Origin of the sequence: Shewanella xiamenensis (assembly GCF_014647135.1) — a bacterium.
GTDB classification, from domain to species: Bacteria; Pseudomonadota; Gammaproteobacteria; order Enterobacterales; family Shewanellaceae; genus Shewanella; species Shewanella xiamenensis.
In genome coordinates this window covers 1-19,360 of the sequence record NZ_BMOP01000021.1, presented here as the reverse complement: position 1 = coordinate 19,360, position 19,360 = coordinate 1, and the positions used below count along the sequence as shown (strand labels likewise).

Sequence of the window (19,360 nt, the reverse complement as noted above, 5' to 3'; positions counted from 1 at the left end):
TTACTTATTTTCTGGATACCAACGGTCGAGTAAGGTCTTAGAACGCTCTAACTCGTTTTTCCACGTATCCCCGCCCACCACGGTCGGCTTTAACATAATAATCAGCTCGGTTTTCTTCTTCTGCTTACTGCGGTTTTTAAACAGTTCACCCACCCAAGGAATATCCCCAAGCAACGGTACTTGCGATACTACTTCTGAGTTTTCACTCTTCATCAAACCACCAATGACGACAACATCGCCAGAGGCCGCGCGGATCACAGTATCAGATTCGCGAATTTCACTTTGCGCCAAGGGTAATTTTAAAGGCTGGTCATTGATTACAATGCCTTTTTCCTGTTCTTTGACATCGATCACCGATGGATGAACATGCAGTAATACGTTGCCATCTTTATCGATTTGCGGAGTTACATCCAACGCAATCCCCGAGAAAAAGGGAGTTAATTGAACTTGAGGTGTCGTAATAGGCGTAGTGCCAGCCACAGTAGTTGATGAAACATCGGTAACAAAATACTCATCGGTACCGACTTTAATTACCGCTTTTTGGTTATTCGATGCCGTCACCCTTGGGCTGGATAATACATCCACATCACCTTGGGTATCGAGCAGGTTAATCATCCCCGCAAAATCCGCACCCTTGAAACTAATCGTCGTTACGCCACCCAGCGTTGAGCTAATTTGATCACTCAAACCTGGACCTGCAGACGTACCTACTTCTACCTGAGTATTTCCCCCTGCTAACGCTGAGCCAAGCGCTTGCCATTGAATCCCCTGCTGATAACCATCAGACAGAGTCACCTCGAGGATCTTTGCCTCAAGGATCACTTGGCGTTGTAAATGTGTCTCTGCCGAACTTAAAAAAGCACGCACTTGACGTAATTCATTCGGATAGGCACGAATCGTCACTAATCCCGCCTGTGGAGTGACGACCACTTGGCGACCGCCGCCCGTGTCACCCACAATGGCGGTTAAGGTTTCTTTTAACTCGCCCCAAAAATCGGTCTTAGTGTGCGAACGGATAAAGGTGCCATTGCTGCTATCGCTGCTGTTATTGTTGGCATTATTACCGTTGCTCGAATTGTTATTGCCACTAACGTTACCGTTATTCGAGTTATTATTGCCGTTATTGTTATTCGAGTTGCTGTTATCGGAAATTCGACCCGAACTCACCGAGGTTAACGACAGGCCATCGCGTACCATGTATAAGTAATTGACCGGAAAAGTCTCAGTACGCATCCCCGCAGGGAATACTCGCAAAATACGTCCTTCACGGCTGACCTCATAGCCATAAATATCTTCAACCACTTGAATGGCTTCGCTCAATGTCACGCCTTTTAGCGACAATGAAATCGTGCCCTGCACATCGGGATGCACCGCCACACTAAAGGGGGTGCCCTGAACGAGGCTCGGGAAAAACACCCTCGCATCGACATCATGGGCAGAAACATCGATACGACGTTCGGTTTCCATGGGCGCAGCTAAACTGCCCATTAAGGTATTAGTATTCAGTTCACGCTGCACCGCGTCTGGCATAACGGCTGGCGGAGGTGGCGTTGACTGCTTCGCGGCCTGCATCGACGCAGAAAGAGCCTCTTTTGATGCCATAGGCTGCGGTCTATCTGTGGTTTGGCAAGCCATAAGGCAAAGTGAGAGTAGAGGTGTGAAGTATTTAATGGCAGTCATCTGAGTCTTATTCCCTATCTCTCTGTTATTGCTTGAAATAATGCTAATTTCCGTCCATCAGAAAGTGATACTGACGAGGGGGTAATACGCACGACTTTGACCCCTTGGATGCTATCACCTACGGACACAATTTTATTATTAATCACGGCGTAAGCCGTGTTGCCTGAGCTGACAATACTGTTGAGCACTAAGGCTTGATGCTGATTTTGACTCGCAGCGCCTACAGCCGAATAGCTTTTACCGGGCAAAGTAGGGTCCCGTAAGTTTTCAGCCGACACTTGTGCCGAAATCACCAGTAATGCGATGAAAATATAAGGCTTATTGAGCAACACTGATAAAGTCCTTATTAATACTCAAGGTATAAAGCTCGATATCGATTTTCCCTTTGGGGTAATCAGCCACTTTATAGTCGAGGCGTTTCCAGTAAAGTTTGTCGGGCATGGCTTCTACTGCTTCAACAAAACGCAATACCGAGAAATAATCACCTTCTAAGCTCATGCGGATCCCATGGCTATACAAATTCAACTTTTTCTCTTCACCCACCGCAAGCAGTGGTACGGGCGCGACAGAGGTAAACTTCAGTAAGGTGATTCCCTGAACCTGCCCAAGCAGATTACCCAATAGTTCAGGCATATAATCGGCGGGCACCATATCGACCATCTGCTCGTTAAGCTGAGTATCAAGCTGTTGGTTTTGTTGCTGTAGCAAGGTTAAACGCTGGCGATAGTCCTGATTGGGATCTAGCGCTAATCGCTGCTGATATAAATCAATCTGTTGCACCGAAACCTGATTTTCTTGCTCTATGACCTTTAACTGCTGCGCCGTCGAATGCTGTTGTTTCCAAAGCGACTCAATAGGCATATAAGCCAACATAGCGATCAGTGCTAACAGGGCAATGGCGATTAGCCCACGCTCGCGTTGGCTGAGAGCATCAAACTTTTGCGCTAATTGTTCAAATTGGGCTTTCATCGCGCCTGCTCCTCTGGGGTCTCACTCGTCAGCGTGAAAGCCAGCGGTTTATCCTCACCGCGATCCATGGTCATAGACGAAAAAGCCTGCCCTTTTAAGGTCTGGGTCGCTTTTAGCTTACTCACCCAAAGCGGGATACTCTGAGGATGATCTGCAAATCCTTCAAACATAAAGTGCTGCTCGTTAATCACAATATGGTTAAGCCAAACACTCGCATCGGCCACCATAGCCAAATCCTTCAATACAGGTGCAAAACCTCGGCTGGTGAGGGAGGAACGCAATGCCAGCTCATTCATTAATAATTGCTTTAGCTCGAGCTGCTGTGACTCTAACTCGACGCGCGCAACTAACTCAGGATCGGGTTTACGGGCGGCGATTTGTGCTTCAAACTCCGCCTTTTGCTGGTCAAATTGCTGTTTTTGCGCTGACGCTTGGCTTAGCGCCTGCACAGACTCATTTAATGTCCAATAGCTAAAACCAGCGACTGCACCGCAGACAACTAACAAGCCTACGGTATAACTGATTAATTTAGCGAAGGTTAAGCTCTGCTTTGGCGGCAATAGGGCGGCAGAATATAGGTTGACTCTCGATTTTATCACTCGTCACCTCGTGAAAGCTCACTAAAGGCCAATCCTGCCATTTTCGCGCCAACGGAGGTCTTATTAACCACGTTTACAGCTTGATTAAAGTTGGCCGACACCAACTTCGCTAAGGCATCGACCGCACCGTCGGCAAATAACTCAATGGAGTTAACTGGAGGCTGGCGCAGTTGACTCTCAAAATAATCCATAGATCTTTGAATTTCTAGGCTTAAGTTATCTGCCAATCCATAGTTTAGTTCATCCACTTCAGCCTTATCTAATTGGCTAAAACCGCGTACACGGCGCTGCATATATAACAGCCCCTGTTTTACCACCGTCAGTAACAACTCCTGCCCAGAATGATGGCTAACGACCAATCTTGCCTGATTATCATCGATAAACAGGTTGGTCATCGCGAGTTCTTCTATGCTAATCCCTAAAACAGTCAAACCTTGCTCACTGATGGCTTGAACCATATTGATCAATTTATCTTTATCAACCACGACAACATTGAGTTTATTGCTTGGCAAAGGGGACTCAAAATAATCCAAGTGAATTTGCGGCACAGGAATATTGACCATATCTTTGATAGACCAAATCAAAGCTTGAGATAATTCTTCACTATTGACATTCGGTTTATCGGCGACGAGCAATTGATAGCGACCACTACTAAGAGTGATCTGTAAAGCGGCATGGGGGAAAGTGCTGGCAAGTTCAGCAAAGACACTTTGCCATTGATCTTGTTGTAATTCAAAAGAAACCCACTGCTCATGCAGACGTTCGGTGGCAGGTGCATAGACCCACAGCTTATCAGCACAGACATACACCCCCAGTGCAACACCCGTCTGTTTGGCTCGCCAAAAGGCCAACCGAGCAAAAAGTCCTTTATCCATAAAAATGCCTGTCTTCCGATAAAGTTAAGCTTGAGTGATAAGCCAGCGAATTGCGCTATTTCTACACCACCAGACGGAGATAAGCTCACAGCATTTAGAATGCGAAATTCGTCATATCCAGCGTCATAATTTTGGCACAGGCTAGTTTATCCGCTAATCTGTGAATTTTATAGAGAAATTCAACAACCCAGCCCTATTCTTCCACGAGGATCACATCACTCGGGGAAAACAATACGACTTATAACACCTCTGCTGGATCGCTAAAATACATGCCCTGGGCCATCCCCACCCCGAGAATTTGCAAAGTTTGCCATTCTTCAAACACTTCAACCCCCTCCGCACACACTTGCACTTCAGTACGGTACAAACCACCGATTAAACTACGAATAAACAATTGATTTTCAGGGCGTAAATGAATATGACGTACGATAGAACGGTGCAGTTTAATCATGTCGAAATGGCACTCTCGGATATAGTAAGTGCCAACAACCTGTTGTCCCACATGGTCGACACACAGACGAGCGCCCATCTTACGGATCATATCGAGTTTAGGCTGAAGCTTGTCTTGATGCTGGATCACTATATCCTCTGACACCTCAAAAATCAGTTGAGGTGTCAGATGGCGATGCTCAAGTAAGGTCGTTTTAAGCCACTGGGTAAAGGCGCGGCTCATCAAACTATCTAAGCTAAGATTCACACTATAGATTTGATCTTTATGCTGCTCTTGGCCGAGCAACCCCAATACACGCTCAATCATCTGCCGTTCAATTTGTGGCATCAAACCACATTTGTTTGCCATGGGGATAAACAACGTCGCCCGCACTAATGTCCCTTGATTATCCCGCGCCCGGGTAAAGATCTCTTTATGGTGCTCTCCCCCATCTAAATCCATAATGGGCTGACTAAAGGGATAAAAACGCCGCTGAACTAAGGCATTCTCTAAGAAGCTGCGCCAACGCACTGAACCTTTGGCAAACTCCTCATCAATCGCGCCCTTATCGTACATAAACCAATTACTATTACCTTGTAATTGAGCAGCACGTAACGCCATATCGGCCTCATCAAGCAGCTGATTAACATTATCCCCGGCGGTAAAATAAGCACAGCCCAAGTGGTAAAAGTTATCTCTATTGTCCACATCATCGGGCAAGGTTTGACTCAAGCAGACTTTAAGTAACTTACTGGCGAGCTGATCTGCCTCAATCAAAGAGACGTGGGGCACAACTATCGCAAATTGATTATGGTTACGCCGCGCAAAAATACTGTTCGGCAAGGTTTGCAAGATAGAGTTAATACTATTGACCGTCGCATGGAGTAACTCTTTAACAGCAGCTTCACCCTTTGCCTGCTGTATCAAATCGAGATCATCCATTTCTAACAGATAAATCACCCCATGAGCGACCATACCTTGGTCATGGCTCATGGCATCGAGGCGGTTATTTAAAAACAACCGATTACCAATACGGGTTTGCGCATCTAAAAAGGTATTGGAGCGAATAAACTTATCGAAACGACCTCGTTCCTTATGGGCATCCTGCAATTCCTCAAGCAGTTTGGTTAAGGCTCTATTGATTAGCCTTGGCTTACCATTACCAGGGGTTGCCAGCGCTTGTTCATGTTTACCTTGTAAAATTAATCGACTGCGCTGAGCAAGTTCCTCAATACCATCCAACTGCTGCGAAAACCATATATGTCCGAAACGAACCAAAGCAATCACAGCTAGCAAACCAATGCCCAAGATCAGCAACTCGTACCAACTCACACTGTAATGTTCGAAAGGTTGTGGCAAGCTCAGAGCCATTGTGAGACCCGACTGAGGATCGAGCAAATGGGTATACACCATGGCATTTTGCGTCTGCACATTGCCGTGATAGGCGAAAAGCACTTCGCTCTTCATGGTTAAACGAAATTCAACGGCGTTATACGCCAGCAACATGGGAGGCAGCCAAGACTCCAACTCCCAATCGGGCTGGGAGTGATAATGCTCTATTAGAAGGGATTCAAGTTCAGACACTTTCTGCTGCTGAAACTTATAGGTTAATTGTACAAAACTCATCATTGCGCTGAGTAAAAACACGAAGGCAATAGCGGCTAAAGACATTAACCAGAAGCTGGTTAGTTTTGTTGTTAACATTCGAGTGAATTTCATCGAGCCGCTATCCTGCAGGATTATTATAATTATTGGTGCACTCTTAACATGAGTTAAACAAATGCTACTCAAGATTATTCAGTAGCATAAGCTAAAAGGCAACCTAGGATTTATTTTCAAAGACATTGAAAATCGCGCCAATAGCAGAGATTTCAGCCAACGTTAAAACAAAAAAGAGGCTAATTAGCCTCTTCTTCTATTAATTCTGTTGTCGCTTAATCCGCATATTGGGGCAAAGTCGTTATTGCAGCAACACCCGAATCAATGGCCGCTTGCGCCACGGCGCGGGCCACGCGCGGCAATAAACGTGGATCCATCGGTTTTGGTAACACATATTCAGGACCAAAACTTAATGAACTTACCTTTGGATAAGCCTTAAGTACACTTGCTGGGACTTCTTCTTTCGCTAATCCGGCAATGGCATGCACAGCCGCAATCTTCATCTCATCGTTAATGCACGATGCACGCACATCTAATGCACCGCGGAAAATAAATGGGAAACACAGTACGTTGTTCACTTGGTTTGGATAATCGCTGCGACCAGTGCCCATAATTAAATCGCTGCGCGTCGCGTGGGCAAGTTCAGGTTTTATTTCAGGGTCTGGGTTTGAGCAGGCAAAAATCACTGGCTTATCCGCCATCATGGCCACTTCTTCAGCACCAATCACATTTGGGCCGGATAGCCCTAAGAAAACATCAGCGCCTTTAATCACATCTTGCAAGGTACGCTTGTCAGTCTCATTCGCAAACAAGGCTTTGTATTCATTCAGATCAGTACGACCCGCATGGATCACGCCTTTGGTGTCAAGCATGTAAATGTTGGCGCGGTTAGCACCACACTTCACTAACATGGTCATACAGGCAATGGCAGCCGCACCAGCACCCATACACACAAAAGTGGCATCGCTAATCAGTTTACCTTGAATGTCTAAAGCGTTAATCATGCCAGCTGCGGTAACAATGGCTGTGCCATGCTGGTCATCGTGAAACACAGGCACATTACAACGCTCAATCAATTCGCGCTCGATAACAAAGCACTCAGGCGCTTTAATATCTTCAAGGTTAATCCCACCAAAGGTGCCAGCAATAGCCGCAACTGTATTAATAAACTCTTCAGCAGTGTTATGCGTTACTTCAATATCGGTCGAGTCGATATTAGCAAAGTGTTTGAATAATAGTGCCTTACCTTCCATAACTGGCTTTGAAGCCAATGGACCTAAGTTGCCTAGGCCCAGAATCGCCGTACCATTAGAAATAACGGCAACAGTGTTACCTTTGTTGGTATAACGATAGGCATTTTCAGGATTAGCGGCAATTTCACGTACTGGTTCAGCCACACCAGGGCTATAGGCTAGCGCGAGGTCATGGCTCGTTTCAGCAGGTTTGGTGAGGCATACTGCAGTTTTACCGGGAACGGGGAATTCATGATAATCGAGTGCTTGTTGACGAATATCTGACATTTTAACATCCTGAAATGCGACATTTATAAGTATGGAAGTAAGGCCGACCGACTCAAGATCACCTCATTTATGGGTGATTTAAACAGTGTGGCAGGTCGGGGTAAGATACGCCAATTAGGTCACATTTTAAATAAGATCTTGAGAAATTTCGCCTTTACGGCTGAATTGTCGCCCTAAGCTAAGTTTTACAAACTTATCTTAGTCGATAACGGATGATTACCTGTTTAATTTTGTAGAAAACAAACGAAAATATGCAATAAAACAAGGGTAAAACTTTAGTCAAACCTAAAAAATGTTGACTAAATTACAATAAAGACACTAACTAGCATTATCTTATCGTTAATTACTATAAATAAGTCGATTTTGCGCAATTTCAACAGGAAGAAAGTGATAGTGGTGTTTTTTTAATTGAAGTCGTACCAGAAAGGCTAAAAAGTAGCGATTACGTGCCAGCTAACGACAAAAAGCAAAAAGGCGCCAGAGGCGCCTTTGAGAGAAATATTGCCAACGCAATTATTTCTTGCCAAGCATACCAAAACGCTTGTTGAACTTGTCGATACGACCGCCTGTATCAACAATTTTTTGTGTACCAGTGTAGAATGGGTGACATGCACCACAAACGTCTAAATGCAGGTCTTTACCAGCAGTAGAGTTTACTTTGATTACGTTGCCACAAGTACAGTTTGCAGTGATTACTGCATATTCTGGGTGGATACCTGGTTTCATTGGGGTTACCTCAAAAGTAAGGCCATGTCGCTCTTCCAACCCGAAGTCGGACACCACATGCAGTTAATAACGGATATGTTAGGGCGCAGGATATTACAGTATCACCTAAGCGGATACAAGTAGATTATCTGAGCATTTTAACGATAATCCACTTGTTTACTGCCCATTTGTCTCAGCTTTTATTGGCCGGCTTCCCTATCTTCGAAACTCGCCTTAGCGGCCTGTGCATTGGGATAACGCGCGAGTATCTCAGCCGATGGACAAGTTAAAGTGGCGTCTTTCTTTAAGGCATTGATACGATTTTTAGCAAATGCTTTAGGATTAGCGTCATGAATCGCCAACATCGCACCATATACACTGACTTGCCACTCAAGGGCATAGCGATTGGCAATCCGCCATAGGGTCTCGTTGTGATAATCCAACATACACTCACCCGAGCTTGTTGCATTGGCATTTGTCGAGCTAGCAATCTTAGTCACTTCGGCTGTCTTAGCTTCAGACACATCAATCCCATTTGTACTCTTATCAGCTTTTACCATATCTGCGTTTGCAGATGAGACTTGGGCAGCAGATGGTTCGGTCGATGGCTTAGCTATAGAAGGTTCTGTAGACAAACTCGAAGCTGAGGATGCTTTCGCCTCAGGCTTATCCTCTGGGAAGGTAAATCCAGAAGCGCGGGGCGCTGCAACGTTTGCCGTCACAGCCGCCACAATAACGGGCGCAACATCTGCTTCAGCGGTGACTAAATTCACCTCTTGCACAACCTTAGTTGATTTAACTGTGGTTTTGTCACTTTTAGCAGAGCTTGCCGCCAACTGACTAGTTTCGGCTTTGGCTGCTTTGCTTGATTTAACAACCGCGGTTTTTGCTTGCGATACTGAAGACGTCGCAGAGGAAGTATTATCAAACAGCGGCAGATTTTTCACTTCATACCAGCGATCGACTCGATATTCACGAACTAACAAGCGTGCCTTAGGATCAGTGACATCCTCAACTCCCGTCAGCAATATCAAAAAACGATTAAGCTGCTCAGCCATCAGCTTTTCTTCACCGCTGGACTGATGCAACACAAACTCAAGCCGCGTCATATCCTGATTATCACTGATCACATTCACGCGCATTTTGGGATAGGCGCCCAATTCAAACATCCGACTGTTGATGCTCACATGGGAAACCTGCGCCGACACTGCCGCACTGCACACGAAGGCAAAGAGTCCTAATGATTTCACTATTTTAGTCATTTACTTACTCTCAACTATCCTTGGATAAACTGTCATTAGGACTAGCCCTTGCTAGCCGTGCTGAGTACACTAAACCTCATTCCCCTTTTAGACTCGCCCAGCATATGTCACTGTTTGTTGAAGTTGCGTTACCTGTGCCTATGCGGCAAAACTTTACTTATCGCGTAAAGACAAACGAGCAAAGCGATGATAGCCCCCAAGCCAATCCGCAAATTGGCGTTCGGGTCAAAGTCCCCTTTGGACGCCAACAACTTATTGGTCTCGTCACCGCCATTACTGACAGTTGCGATCTGGCGCCAACGCAACTCAAATCTGTCATAGAGTTTATTGATGACGCGCCCTTATTGCCAGATTCGCTTTATAAGTTAACCCTATGGGCAGCCCGATATTACTTTTGCAGCCAAGGCCAAATGCTCACGCAAGCCTTACCTGTGGCACTGCGCAAGGGCCTAGATGCCGCGCCACAAAAAATTCAATATTGGCAAATCACTACACTTGGCAGCAATATTGCGCCAGAAACCTTAAAACGCGCGCCCGCTCAAAAAAAATTACTTGAACAGCTAAAACAAACCAGCCTCACCCAGGAAGAAGTCATCAGCCTAGCGCTGAACAAAACCGCGCTCAAAACCTTAGAAGAGAAAGGCTGGATTGCCCGCCACGAGAAACTCGCCGAGCTCAATCTCGATTGGCGCAGCCAACTCGAGCTCGATGAAACGCCCCACAGACTAAATAAAGAACAAGCGATTGCCGTAACGGTATTAACCCAGCAACAAGGATATCACTGTACTCTGCTCGAGGGCATTACCGGTTCGGGTAAAACAGAAGTCTATTTAGCCTTGCTCGAACATATCCTAAAGCAAGGTAAACAAGCACTTATTCTAGTGCCTGAAATTGGCCTCACGCCGCAAACCATTAATCGCTTTAAACGCCGATTTAAGGTGAATGTTGCCGTGCTGCACTCAGGTTTAACCGACAATCAGCGCCTCGAAGCCTGGCGGCAAGCTCGCTGTGGCCAAGCGGCCATCATCATTGGTACTCGCTCCGCATTGTTTACGCCGATGGCATTTCCCGGTGTAATCATCCTCGACGAAGAGCACGACAACAGCTTTAAACAGCAAGAAGGCGTTGGTTATCATGCCCGCGACTTAGCGGTAATGCGCGGGCATTTAGAATCTATTCCGGTGATTTTAGGTTCAGCAACGCCTTCCTTAGAAAGCCTGCAAAATGCGCTCAGTGGTCGTTATCATCATCTGCAACTCGGTGAGCGGGCTGGCAATGCTAAAAAAGTACGCCAAGGTATTATCGATATTAAAAACCTGCCCCTTAAGGCGGGCATGTCGGCACCACTTATCAACGAGATCCGCAGCCATTTAGAGGCCGGAAATCAGGTATTACTATTTTTAAACCGCCGCGGCTTTGCGCCAGCATTGCTCTGCCACGAGTGTGGCCACTTACATGAATGCGACCGCTGCGATGCATTTTTTACCGTGCATCAATCCCTTGGGGAAATTCGCTGCCACCACTGTGGTAATCAATATGCCATCCCAAGGCAATGCCATAATTGCGGCAGTACCATGTTGATGGGCCAAGGTATTGGTACCGAGCAGCTCGCCGAAGCACTGCAATTGGAGTTTCCAAAATATCCAGTGGTACGTATCGATCGCGATACCACCCGCCTTAAAGGTTCACTTGAAAACCATTTAAGTGCGATTCATAAGGGCGAGTATAAGATCCTCGTCGGCACCCAAATGCTGGCCAAAGGGCACCACTTCCCTGATGTTACCTTAGTGGGCTTACTCGATGTCGATGGTGCGCTATTTAGCGCCGACTTTAGGGCGCCAGAGCGCTTCGGCCAGCTTTATACCCAAGTGGCGGGCCGCGCTGGGCGGGCCAATAAACCCGGTACAGTGCTTCTGCAAACTCACCAGAGTGATAACCCGATCCTTAGGGATTTACTCCACCGCGGTTATGGTGAGTTTGCCCGCAGCCAATTAAAAGAACGGCAAATGGCGCTGCTGCCTCCCGCTTGGCATATGGTGCTAGTGCGCGCAGAAGCTCACTCCGCCGTGGATGCCGATAACTTTCTTAATGCGTTTGCATCCTTGCTGCCCCAAGATAAAGAGTTTGAGATTATCGGCCCAATGCCCGCGCCACTCGATCGAAAGGCCGGTAAGTTCCGCCGCCAGTTGATGTTTCAAGCCAAACATAGACATAGATTACAGCAGGAGTTTGAGCGTATTTATCCGCTTGTGGAACAACTGCCCGAAGCCAAACGCTGCCGCTGGAGCCTAGATAGGGATCCGCAGGATCTGTTGTGATTCAATAATTTGATAAAAAATCATCGGGAAGATAGCAATTAGTCACCACAAACGGCTAAAATACGCGGTTATTCCCTGTATTCACTCTTAAAGTTAGTAGCTAATTAACCCATGAAATCACATATCCAATCATTACTTGAACAAACTATCGAATCCTTTAAACAACAAGGTATTTTACCTACGGATTTTGAGGCCCGAATTCAAGTAGATCGAACCAAGGATAAGAGCCATGGTGACTTGGCAACCAACGTAGCCATGATGCTAACCAAGGCGACGGGTAAAAATCCGCGTGAATTAGCACAGCTGATCATCGACACCCTTCCCGCCTCCGCTTACGTGGCAAAAGTTGAAATCGCAGGCCCAGGCTTTATCAACTTCTTCATCGATGACAGCGCACTGGCAAACCAGTTACAAGCCGCGATTGGCGATGCGCATTTAGGGATCAAATTACCCGCACCACAAACTGTTGTGGTGGATTATTCGTCACCCAACCTCGCCAAAGAGATGCACGTAGGTCACCTGCGTTCAACTATCATTGGCGATAGCGTGGTGCGCACCCTCGAGTTTTTAGGTCACAAAGTGATCCGTCAAAACCACGTGGGCGACTGGGGCACCCAATTTGGTATGTTGTTGGCTTACATGGAAGAATTACGTGCGGCCAATGGCGAACAAGCTCAATTAGAGTTATCGGATCTCGAAACCTTCTACCGCGCTGCCAAACTGCGTTTTGACGAGTCTGCCGAATTTGCTACCCGCGCCCGTCAGCTTGTGGTTGCACTGCAATCCGGTGATGAGTACTGCAACAAACTGTGGCGCGAATTTAACGATATTTCACTAAGCCACTGCCACGAAGTGTACGAGCGTTTAGGGGTGAGTTTAACCCGCGCCGACGTGCACGGTGAAAGTGCCTACAACGCCGATTTAGAGCAAGTTGTTAAAGATTTAGATGCCCAAGGTTTATTGACTGAAAGCAACGGTGCCAAAGTTGTCTTCCAAGAGGCCTTCCGCACAAAAGAAGGCGAACCACTGCCGGTTATCATTCAAAAAGCCGATGGTGGTTACCTGTACGCCACAACCGACTTAGCCGCGATGCGTTACCGCTCAAACGTGCTCAAGGCTGACCGCGTGCTGTATTTTGTTGATTTACGCCAAGCGCTGCACTTCCAGCAAGTGTTTAGCCTTGCCAAACTGGCCAAGTTTGTCCGCGAGGATATGTCACTCGAGCACTTAGGCTTTGGTACTATGAATGGCGAAGATGGTCGTCCATTTAAAACCCGTACTGGTGGCGTGGTGAAATTAGTTGATCTGCTCGACGAAGCCAACACCCGCGCGCTGGAATTAGTTCGCAGTAAGAATCCAGATATGGATGAAGCGACACTTGCTGAAATCGCCCGCGTAGTCGGGATCAGCGCGGTGAAATATGCTGATCTGTCGAAAAACCGTACCAGCGATTACATCTTCAGCTTCGAGCAAATGTTGAGTTTTGAAGGCAATACCGCGCCTTACCTGTTATACGCTTACACCCGTGTAGCGGGCATTTTCAAGCGTGCGACCGATGTTGACTTAAGCCAAGCCAAAATCGTACTCGACCACGAAAAAGAGAAAGATCTAGGCAACAAACTGGCGCAGTTTGGTGAAATCCTAAGCCGTGTTATCGACAAAGGCCAACCACATGTGCTCTGCGGTTACCTCTATGAATTAGCAGGGGCTTTCTCTAGTTTCTATGAGGCCTGCCCAGTGCTTGCAGCCGATAACGACGAGCAAAAACACAGTCGTTTACTGCTGTCACAACTGACGGCGAGCACTCTGCAAAAAGGCCTAAATCTACTAGGTATCGAAACCCTAGAACGGATGTAAGCCATGAGCAATCGTGACTATGCCAACAGAAGACCGCAATCGGGCGCAAAACCGCGCCCGATCCGCGCGACACGCGCAAGGCCTGCGGCTAAAAAGGCCCCTCCTAGCCGTAAACTTCCTATTCCTTTGATCCTGTTTGCCTTTGTAGCAGTAGGCAGTTTTGGGTATTTTCTGTGGAGCATTAAAGACACAGCTAAGCAGGAAGCGCCTGTTGAAGTCAAAACAGAAAAAGAAGTGAAGGCAAGAGAACCCGCTGCAACGCTAACGCCAAAGGTGAAAGAGGTTGAGCGCCAAGAAGTCGCCGTCGCCGCTCCGGTAGAGGAACAGCCGGTAGTTGAAGTTGAAGTGCCGAAGAAAGATCCGAATGCCTTGCCGCCAAAACCCAAGGAAGAATGGACCTATCTGGACGAGCTTGAGAATAAACACGTCGAAGTGGATATTCCTGATGTCGTGGCGACGCGAGCGCCACAGCAATATCAATTGCAGTGCGCCTCATTCCGTCAGGAGTCGCAGGCGAACCAGATGAAGGCCGTGATTGCATTCCAAGGATTAGAAGCGCAGGTCAGACAAATTGAGGGCACCTCAGGCACTTGGTACAAAGTCATCCTCGGGCCTTATGAGCGCAAACGTGATGCCGAGCGTAAGCGTCACACCTTGCAAAATGCAGGGATCAATGGCTGCCAACTCTTAGCCATTCCTAAGTAATCCTACTCGGAAATGGGTCTCTGAATCGCGGCGCGTGAGCCATCACGCGCCGCGATTTTTTATCTTCTTGCCAACTGAAGTCCGCTCCCAACCACCCTCTTTCGCCTCGTTTTAAACATTGAGCTAATACCAATCGTATTAAATATCTGTTCATTCAGCGGGAGTTAAACGGGTTTTAGACAAGGCGAAGGCTTGAAGGCATAGTGGCGCTCTGTCGAAAGCCTTAAACGCAGTATAAAGCACGTTCAACCCCGCCCTTCGGGAGCCTCACAGGCATCTCACTCCCGTGTTACATTGACTTAAAAGGGAATAACCATTTCTGCGTCAATGCGCCTTGGATTGAGATGCCTGTGAGGCTCTGAACTGATTAGATATTTAATGTGATTGGTATAAGTCACAACTTCATTTTATGGAATTTATAACCACCTATTTTTACACAGTAAATTTGTTTATTAAGAAAGATTAATATGGCGTTTAATTGACCTAGATCAAACTTAGGCGTATCTCTTAATAAACAGCAAAACCTGTTGTCTACTCTCCAAAAACCAACCTCAGGGTGAAGTATTATGAATGCATTAATCGAGATCGAAGCCTCTGAATTTAGCCAACTGTTCAAAAGTGGTGACGCCTTAAGTATCCGGATGTTTATGGAGCATGTTCACATGCCTTTAGATGTGCAGGATAAGATTTACAACGAAATTTCCGCCTTAGCAGTACTTGAACAAGACACTATAGCGCGGCTTATCGAAACCCATTCCCACTCTGAAATCTCTGAACGTTTGGCCTATTAACGCGCTTAGTCTTAATACAATGTAACGCCAACGGATGGCTTCATTGAATTCCCCCTGTACCGCGTCAATTAGATGCATTCGTCCGAAACATTTTCAACCAATCATCCTTGTCAATCCTATGCAAAACCGCAAAAAATAAGGCCAAATATCACTATTTGGCCTTAGGTTTATTGGTGCTTAAGTTATGAATATTTAAGCAACTGCATGGTTTAGTGTCTTAAGCTTTCTCTTTTAAGCCTATGCTATTCATCCAGTAATCGAAATCGACCATATTACCGGGCAACACAATACGGCTAGACTTTTGGCTTAAACCATCAAGCTGCTTAAAGTATTGCTCACCGAGTTGCATACGCAGTGCGTTATGGCCACCAGGAGCGGCAATCACTGTTGCTAAACGTTCAATCGATTCGGCAGTTGCGCGCGACAGCGTTAAAATCTCCTCCGCTTTACCTTCGGCCTCGTTGATACGACGCTGCATTTCCCCCTCAGAACGGTTAATCGTTTCCGCTTTAATCCCTTCGGAACGATTGATCTTACTCTGCTTATCACCCTCACTCTTTGCCAGTAATGCACGGCGCTCACGCTCGGCATTCACTTGCATTTCCATGGCGTTTTTCACCGTCTCGGGCGGCGTAATGTTTTTAATCTCATAACGATGCACGCGGATCCCCCACATGGCGCCTGCTTGGTCGAGCACTTCCACTACCTTGGCCGAAATCACATCCCTCTCTTCAAAGGTGCGGTCGAGATCTAAAGTGCCGATCACAGAGCGCGTGGTGGTCTGTGCCAGCTGGATAGCAGCATAACGATAGTCGGTGATGCCGTAGCTTGCCTTCACAGGATCGGTAACAGAGATATAAATCACCCCATCGACTTCCACATTCACCTCATCGCTCGAGAAGCACTCCTGTGGTGGCACGTCGATAGTTTCCTCTTTTAAGTCATGGATATAAGCCACTTTATCGACAAATGGGATCAGGGTGTGGAAACCCGCATCTAACGTCGAGTGGTACTTACCTAAACGCTCAACGATATAGGCCGATTTAGTCGGGACTAAGCGAATGGATTGGAACAGCTTAATCACAAATATGGCGAAAATCAGTCCCCAAATAACCATTACTGCGACATCAGTATTCAATGGGATTTCCATTAGCGAGCTCCTTTGCTAGTTGCATTATGGCCAGCCACGGTTTGGGTGACTTGTTCCATACCTTCGAAGAATCCTTCGAGTTTTGCCATTTCAGCGGGGACGACCGACACTTGCGAATCGTTGAGGATCTTACCAACCTGAGCAATAAACTGCTCTTTTAACAACATATTCATCGCATCGGTACCACCATTAACCGCTAACGCTTGGGAAATCATAGCCATGCCTTCGGACTTTGCCTTAGCAATAATGGCAATCTCTTGGCCTGTACCTTTAGCTTCGTTGATACGCTTCTGTTTTTGGCCTTCAGAAATGTTAATCGCCTCTTGGCGTTCACCCTCTGACATATTGATCATCGCAGCCTTTTCAGCATTGGCTAGGGTAATTTCAGCGCGTTTACGGCGCTCGGCTTCCATTTGTTTTTCAAGGGTATGGATCACGTGGCGCGATGGTGTGATATTACGGATCTCATAACGTAACACTTTGATCCCCCAAGGCTCAGACGCCTTATCAATCTCGCGCACTATGGATTCGTTTAAGCGGTCACGCTCGGAAAAGGTTTCACTCAAAGTGAGCTTACCGATTTCAGAACGCATCGTAGTTTGCGCCAGATTGACGGCAGCTTTACGATAGTTTTCAATACCGTAGCTAGCTAGTTTTCCATCCATAACCTTCAGATACACTAAACCATCCACTTCAAGCTGAGTGTTATCCTTGGAGATACAGCTTTGTGGCGGCACGTCGAGCACTTGCTCACGGGTATCGTGGCGATAGGCCACACGGTCGAAAAAGGGAATTAAGAAATGAAATCCCGGTTGTAACACAGTGCGAAATTTCCCTAAACGCTCAATGACATGCACCTCGCGCATTGGCACTATTAGCATGAGCTTATAGAGAATAAACAAGACAAATAAAATGATTAAGGTAAACACAAACATAGACTCATCCTTTAGTTTTGAGACGTTGCCTGATGAACAGGCTCAACCACTAGGGCAATGTTTTCACGGCAGATAATCCTGACCTCAGAGCCCGCAGCAATGACACTACCATCCCCCAATGCGGGCCATTCGCTCCCTTGAAACTCGACTCTTCCTGTCGATTGTCCTGGGCCTATGGTTTGTTTCACTCGAGCGATTTGATTGTAGATATCAAGTTCTTCATCGGTGTTGTCCACATGGGAATCCCCACCGACCAATTTTTGTGTGACTTGCCGAAAGGCAAGCAATAGAACAATGGCCGACATAAACCACAGTGTCAGACTTTGAACTAGGCCTTCCACTAGGCCAATACCTAAGGCACCTGCGACCACTAAACAGGCGGCACCAAGAAGCACAACTATACCTCCGGGTATCACCAGTTCCGCTAGCATCAAGATAATCCCGATAATAGACCAGATGACAATCAGATTCGAAAACTCCATATTTCCCCCTGAAATGAGAGCATCCAGTGCAGCACTATAGCAGCAGAACAACAGACGCGCGACATAATATGTCATAAATTTATACGCCGATTTTTACACGACAGCAAGGGAAATAACTGAAGCTGACTAATAGGCTGAATCGCCTTATAGTGAAAACGCTATGGGCTTCTGTTCTAAAATTAAGCACAATCAATTCAAAAAGTTAGCTTAAAACATCAACAAACAAGAATGGAAACAATAAATAATCATACAAAATCAATAAATTAAGCAAATACAAACCCACAATATGATTATGTGATTTTCACAACAACATTCGATAAAAACTTTGAATAATTGTAAATTTTTGCATATATTGCCCGCACTTTTGACCTAGCTCTCTGTCGGGGGTCGACTCAAGACACAACACCTGAGTCGCTTTGCCATACAGTGCACAGAGCAGGAACTGAGTACAACCTTATTAACCTCTACCCCTACAACAGGAAATAACAATGAAAAAGACATGCCTATGTCTAGCATTAATGCTTACACCTCAAGCATTTGCTGGTGACTTAGTACAGTGGTGGGATTTCAGTGCAACCGCCCTTTATGGCGAAGACTACGACTTGGCTCCTTCGGACAAGCAAACAACAGTCACACTCGAAACCGCTGGTGCATGGAAATACGGTGATTGGTTTGCCTTCCAAGATTTTATCTATTTCAAAGGCGACCACACGGGCATGGATAGCACCACCTACGGAGAGATTTCACCTCGCTTTAGCGCGAGTAAAATCCTCGGCGAAAAGATTGCCTTCGGCCCAATCACCGATCTTTCATTAGCCCTCACCTACGAAGAAGGTGAAGGCCCTGTGCATAGCTTGCTCTATGGCTTAGGGGTCGATGTTGCCGTGCCTTACTTTACCTACCTTAACTTCAACACCTATCGTCGCGATGCGATGAGCTCAGGCAATATCAGTGATGGCTGGCAGTTCACCCCAGTATTCAGAATCGATATCCCTGTAGGGTCTGCTAACATCATTCTCGATGGCTTTATCGATTGGGTATTTGCAACAGACAACAGTGGTTATGAAGAGAACTTCCACTTTAATCCTCAGCTTAAATACGATTTAGGTAAGAGCCTATTTGGTGACCATAAGGCAAATAAACTGCTGGTAGGTATCGAGTACGATCTGTGGACCAATAAATACGGCGTGAAAGGTGTCGACCAAGACACTTACTCTGTAATTGCTCAGTACCACTTCTAACAGTGACTGGCAAAAGTCAAAGTTACTTTTGAACATTAAAAAGGTGCCCAAGGCATAATGCCGTTCACTTAAGAGTGAACGGCATTTTTCTTTGGTCTAACCGGAAACTTGTTTTTGCTCATTTTAAGGACTCGTGGATATGCCCTTTCCCGTTTACCATCCAGCTTAAATTGCCGTGCATT

The 19,360-nt window shown here is 46.4% G+C and carries 17 protein-coding genes; 5 read left to right on the top strand and 12 right to left on the bottom strand.

All coding sequences use genetic code 11. The features are described 5' to 3' along the window. The 9 genes from mshL to IEY09_RS15630 form a co-directional block, all read right to left on the bottom strand. Window positions 1–1,680 carry a pilus (MSHA type) biogenesis protein MshL gene (gene mshL / locus IEY09_RS15670; protein ID WP_188871778.1) on the bottom strand — a complete coding sequence of 560 codons (1,680 nt, stop codon included), beginning with the start codon at window positions 1,678–1,680 and terminating at the stop codon, window positions 1–3. A gap of 14 nt (window positions 1,681–1,694) precedes the next feature. Beyond that, the gene (locus tag IEY09_RS15665; RefSeq protein WP_188871776.1) at window positions 1,695–2,012 is read right to left on the bottom strand and encodes an MSHA biogenesis protein MshK; all 318 of its coding nucleotides are present in this window, start codon (window positions 2,010–2,012) and stop codon (window positions 1,695–1,697) included. After that, entirely contained in the window at window positions 1,999–2,649 is a 651-nt protein-coding gene (locus IEY09_RS15660; RefSeq protein ID WP_144376305.1) for an MSHA biogenesis protein MshJ, read from the bottom strand. The genes IEY09_RS15665 and IEY09_RS15660 overlap by 14 nt, the downstream gene beginning before the upstream one ends. Next, the gene (locus IEY09_RS15655) at window positions 2,646–3,248 is read right to left on the bottom strand and encodes a PilN domain-containing protein (protein WP_037422409.1); all 603 of its coding nucleotides are present in this window, start codon (window positions 3,246–3,248) and stop codon (window positions 2,646–2,648) included. Before IEY09_RS15655 ends, IEY09_RS15660 begins: the two co-directional genes overlap by 4 nt. Beyond that, complete coding sequence (locus tag IEY09_RS15650; RefSeq protein ID WP_188871774.1) at window positions 3,245–4,123, bottom strand: MSHA biogenesis protein MshI; 879 nt, start codon at window positions 4,121–4,123, stop codon at window positions 3,245–3,247. The genes IEY09_RS15655 and IEY09_RS15650 overlap by 4 nt, the downstream gene beginning before the upstream one ends. Window positions 4,124–4,361: 238 nt before the next feature. Further along, on the bottom strand, window positions 4,362–6,272 hold the full coding sequence (gene csrD, locus IEY09_RS15645; RefSeq protein WP_188871772.1) for an RNase E specificity factor CsrD: 1,911 nt from the start codon (window positions 6,270–6,272) through the stop codon (window positions 4,362–4,364). Between the two features lie 215 nt (window positions 6,273–6,487). Further along, window positions 6,488–7,732 (bottom strand): malic enzyme-like NAD(P)-binding protein, encoded by a 1,245-nt coding sequence (locus IEY09_RS15640; protein WP_069454188.1) that lies wholly within the window; start codon window positions 7,730–7,732, stop codon window positions 6,488–6,490. A gap of 513 nt (window positions 7,733–8,245) precedes the next feature. Next, on the bottom strand, window positions 8,246–8,458 hold the full coding sequence (gene rpmE, locus IEY09_RS15635; protein ID WP_037422397.1) for a 50S ribosomal protein L31: 213 nt from the start codon (window positions 8,456–8,458) through the stop codon (window positions 8,246–8,248). Between the two features lie 179 nt (window positions 8,459–8,637). Next, entirely contained in the window at window positions 8,638–9,699 is a 1,062-nt protein-coding gene (locus tag IEY09_RS15630) for a FimV/HubP family polar landmark protein (RefSeq protein ID WP_188871770.1), read from the bottom strand. Between the two features lie 104 nt (window positions 9,700–9,803). Here IEY09_RS15630 and priA point away from each other — a divergent pair, with 104 nt between their 5' ends. From priA to IEY09_RS15610, 4 genes are all read left to right on the top strand, one after another. Beyond that, window positions 9,804–12,017: a primosomal protein N' gene (gene priA, locus IEY09_RS15625; RefSeq protein ID WP_188871811.1), complete on the top strand. Its 2,214-nt coding sequence runs from the start codon at window positions 9,804–9,806 to the stop codon at window positions 12,015–12,017. Window positions 12,018–12,128: 111 nt separating this feature from the next. Further along, window positions 12,129–13,874: an arginine--tRNA ligase gene (argS, locus tag IEY09_RS15620; protein WP_188871768.1), complete on the top strand. Its 1,746-nt coding sequence runs from the start codon at window positions 12,129–12,131 to the stop codon at window positions 13,872–13,874. Between the two features lie 3 nt (window positions 13,875–13,877). Then, complete coding sequence (locus IEY09_RS15615; RefSeq protein WP_188871766.1) at window positions 13,878–14,579, top strand: SPOR domain-containing protein; 702 nt, start codon at window positions 13,878–13,880, stop codon at window positions 14,577–14,579. A 566-nt stretch (window positions 14,580–15,145) separates the two neighbouring features. Next, the gene (locus IEY09_RS15610; protein WP_023266915.1) at window positions 15,146–15,370 is read left to right on the top strand and encodes a hypothetical protein; all 225 of its coding nucleotides are present in this window, start codon (window positions 15,146–15,148) and stop codon (window positions 15,368–15,370) included. 217 nt (window positions 15,371–15,587) lie between these two features. Here the strand turns inward: IEY09_RS15610 and IEY09_RS15605 are convergent, their stop codons facing one another. Genes IEY09_RS15605 through IEY09_RS15595 form a run of 3 tightly spaced genes read right to left on the bottom strand, consistent with a single transcriptional unit; the run spans window position 15,588 to window position 17,937 of the window. Beyond that, the gene (locus IEY09_RS15605) at window positions 15,588–16,520 is read right to left on the bottom strand and encodes an SPFH domain-containing protein (protein ID WP_037422379.1); all 933 of its coding nucleotides are present in this window, start codon (window positions 16,518–16,520) and stop codon (window positions 15,588–15,590) included. Further along, window positions 16,520–17,455 carry an SPFH domain-containing protein gene (locus tag IEY09_RS15600; RefSeq protein WP_037422376.1) on the bottom strand — a complete coding sequence of 312 codons (936 nt, stop codon included), beginning with the start codon at window positions 17,453–17,455 and terminating at the stop codon, window positions 16,520–16,522. Before IEY09_RS15600 ends, IEY09_RS15605 begins: the two co-directional genes overlap by 1 nt. 11 nt (window positions 17,456–17,466) lie before the next feature. Continuing rightward, window positions 17,467–17,937 (bottom strand): NfeD family protein, encoded by a 471-nt coding sequence (locus IEY09_RS15595; RefSeq protein WP_055648046.1) that lies wholly within the window; start codon window positions 17,935–17,937, stop codon window positions 17,467–17,469. A gap of 488 nt (window positions 17,938–18,425) precedes the next feature. Here IEY09_RS15595 and IEY09_RS15590 point away from each other — a divergent pair, with 488 nt between their 5' ends. Further along, window positions 18,426–19,178 (top strand): outer membrane protein OmpK, encoded by a 753-nt coding sequence (locus tag IEY09_RS15590; RefSeq protein WP_037428198.1) that lies wholly within the window; start codon window positions 18,426–18,428, stop codon window positions 19,176–19,178. Window positions 19,179–19,360: the final 182 nt, after the last annotated feature.

What these genes read in the sequence shown, in the direction of transcription:
- IEY09_RS15660 (WP_144376305.1), bottom strand. Translation starts at nt 2,649, where the DNA reads ATGAAAGCCCAATTTGAACAATTAGCGCAAAAGTTTGATGCTCTCAGC.
- IEY09_RS15650 (WP_188871774.1), bottom strand. Translation starts at nt 4,123, where the DNA reads ATGGATAAAGGACTTTTTGCTCGGTTGGCCTTTTGGCGAGCCAAACAG.
- mshL (WP_188871778.1), bottom strand. Translation starts at nt 1,680, where the DNA reads ATGACTGCCATTAAATACTTCACACCTCTACTCTCACTTTGCCTTATG.
- IEY09_RS15630 (WP_188871770.1), bottom strand. Translation starts at nt 9,699, where the DNA reads ATGACTAAAATAGTGAAATCATTAGGACTCTTTGCCTTCGTGTGCAGT.
- IEY09_RS15590 (WP_037428198.1), top strand. Translation starts at nt 18,426, where the DNA reads ATGAAAAAGACATGCCTATGTCTAGCATTAATGCTTACACCTCAAGCA.
- IEY09_RS15605 (WP_037422379.1), bottom strand. Translation starts at nt 16,520, where the DNA reads ATGGAAATCCCATTGAATACTGATGTCGCAGTAATGGTTATTTGGGGA.
- csrD (WP_188871772.1), bottom strand. Translation starts at nt 6,272, where the DNA reads ATGAAATTCACTCGAATGTTAACAACAAAACTAACCAGCTTCTGGTTA.
- IEY09_RS15615 (WP_188871766.1), top strand. Translation starts at nt 13,878, where the DNA reads ATGAGCAATCGTGACTATGCCAACAGAAGACCGCAATCGGGCGCAAAA.
- IEY09_RS15610 (WP_023266915.1), top strand. Translation starts at nt 15,146, where the DNA reads ATGAATGCATTAATCGAGATCGAAGCCTCTGAATTTAGCCAACTGTTC.
- IEY09_RS15600 (WP_037422376.1), bottom strand. Translation starts at nt 17,455, where the DNA reads ATGTTTGTGTTTACCTTAATCATTTTATTTGTCTTGTTTATTCTCTAT.
- argS (WP_188871768.1), top strand. Translation starts at nt 12,129, where the DNA reads ATGAAATCACATATCCAATCATTACTTGAACAAACTATCGAATCCTTT.
- rpmE (WP_037422397.1), bottom strand. Translation starts at nt 8,458, where the DNA reads ATGAAACCAGGTATCCACCCAGAATATGCAGTAATCACTGCAAACTGT.
- IEY09_RS15595 (WP_055648046.1), bottom strand. Translation starts at nt 17,937, where the DNA reads ATGGAGTTTTCGAATCTGATTGTCATCTGGTCTATTATCGGGATTATC.
- IEY09_RS15640 (WP_069454188.1), bottom strand. Translation starts at nt 7,732, where the DNA reads ATGTCAGATATTCGTCAACAAGCACTCGATTATCATGAATTCCCCGTT.
- priA (WP_188871811.1), top strand. Translation starts at nt 9,804, where the DNA reads ATGTCACTGTTTGTTGAAGTTGCGTTACCTGTGCCTATGCGGCAAAAC.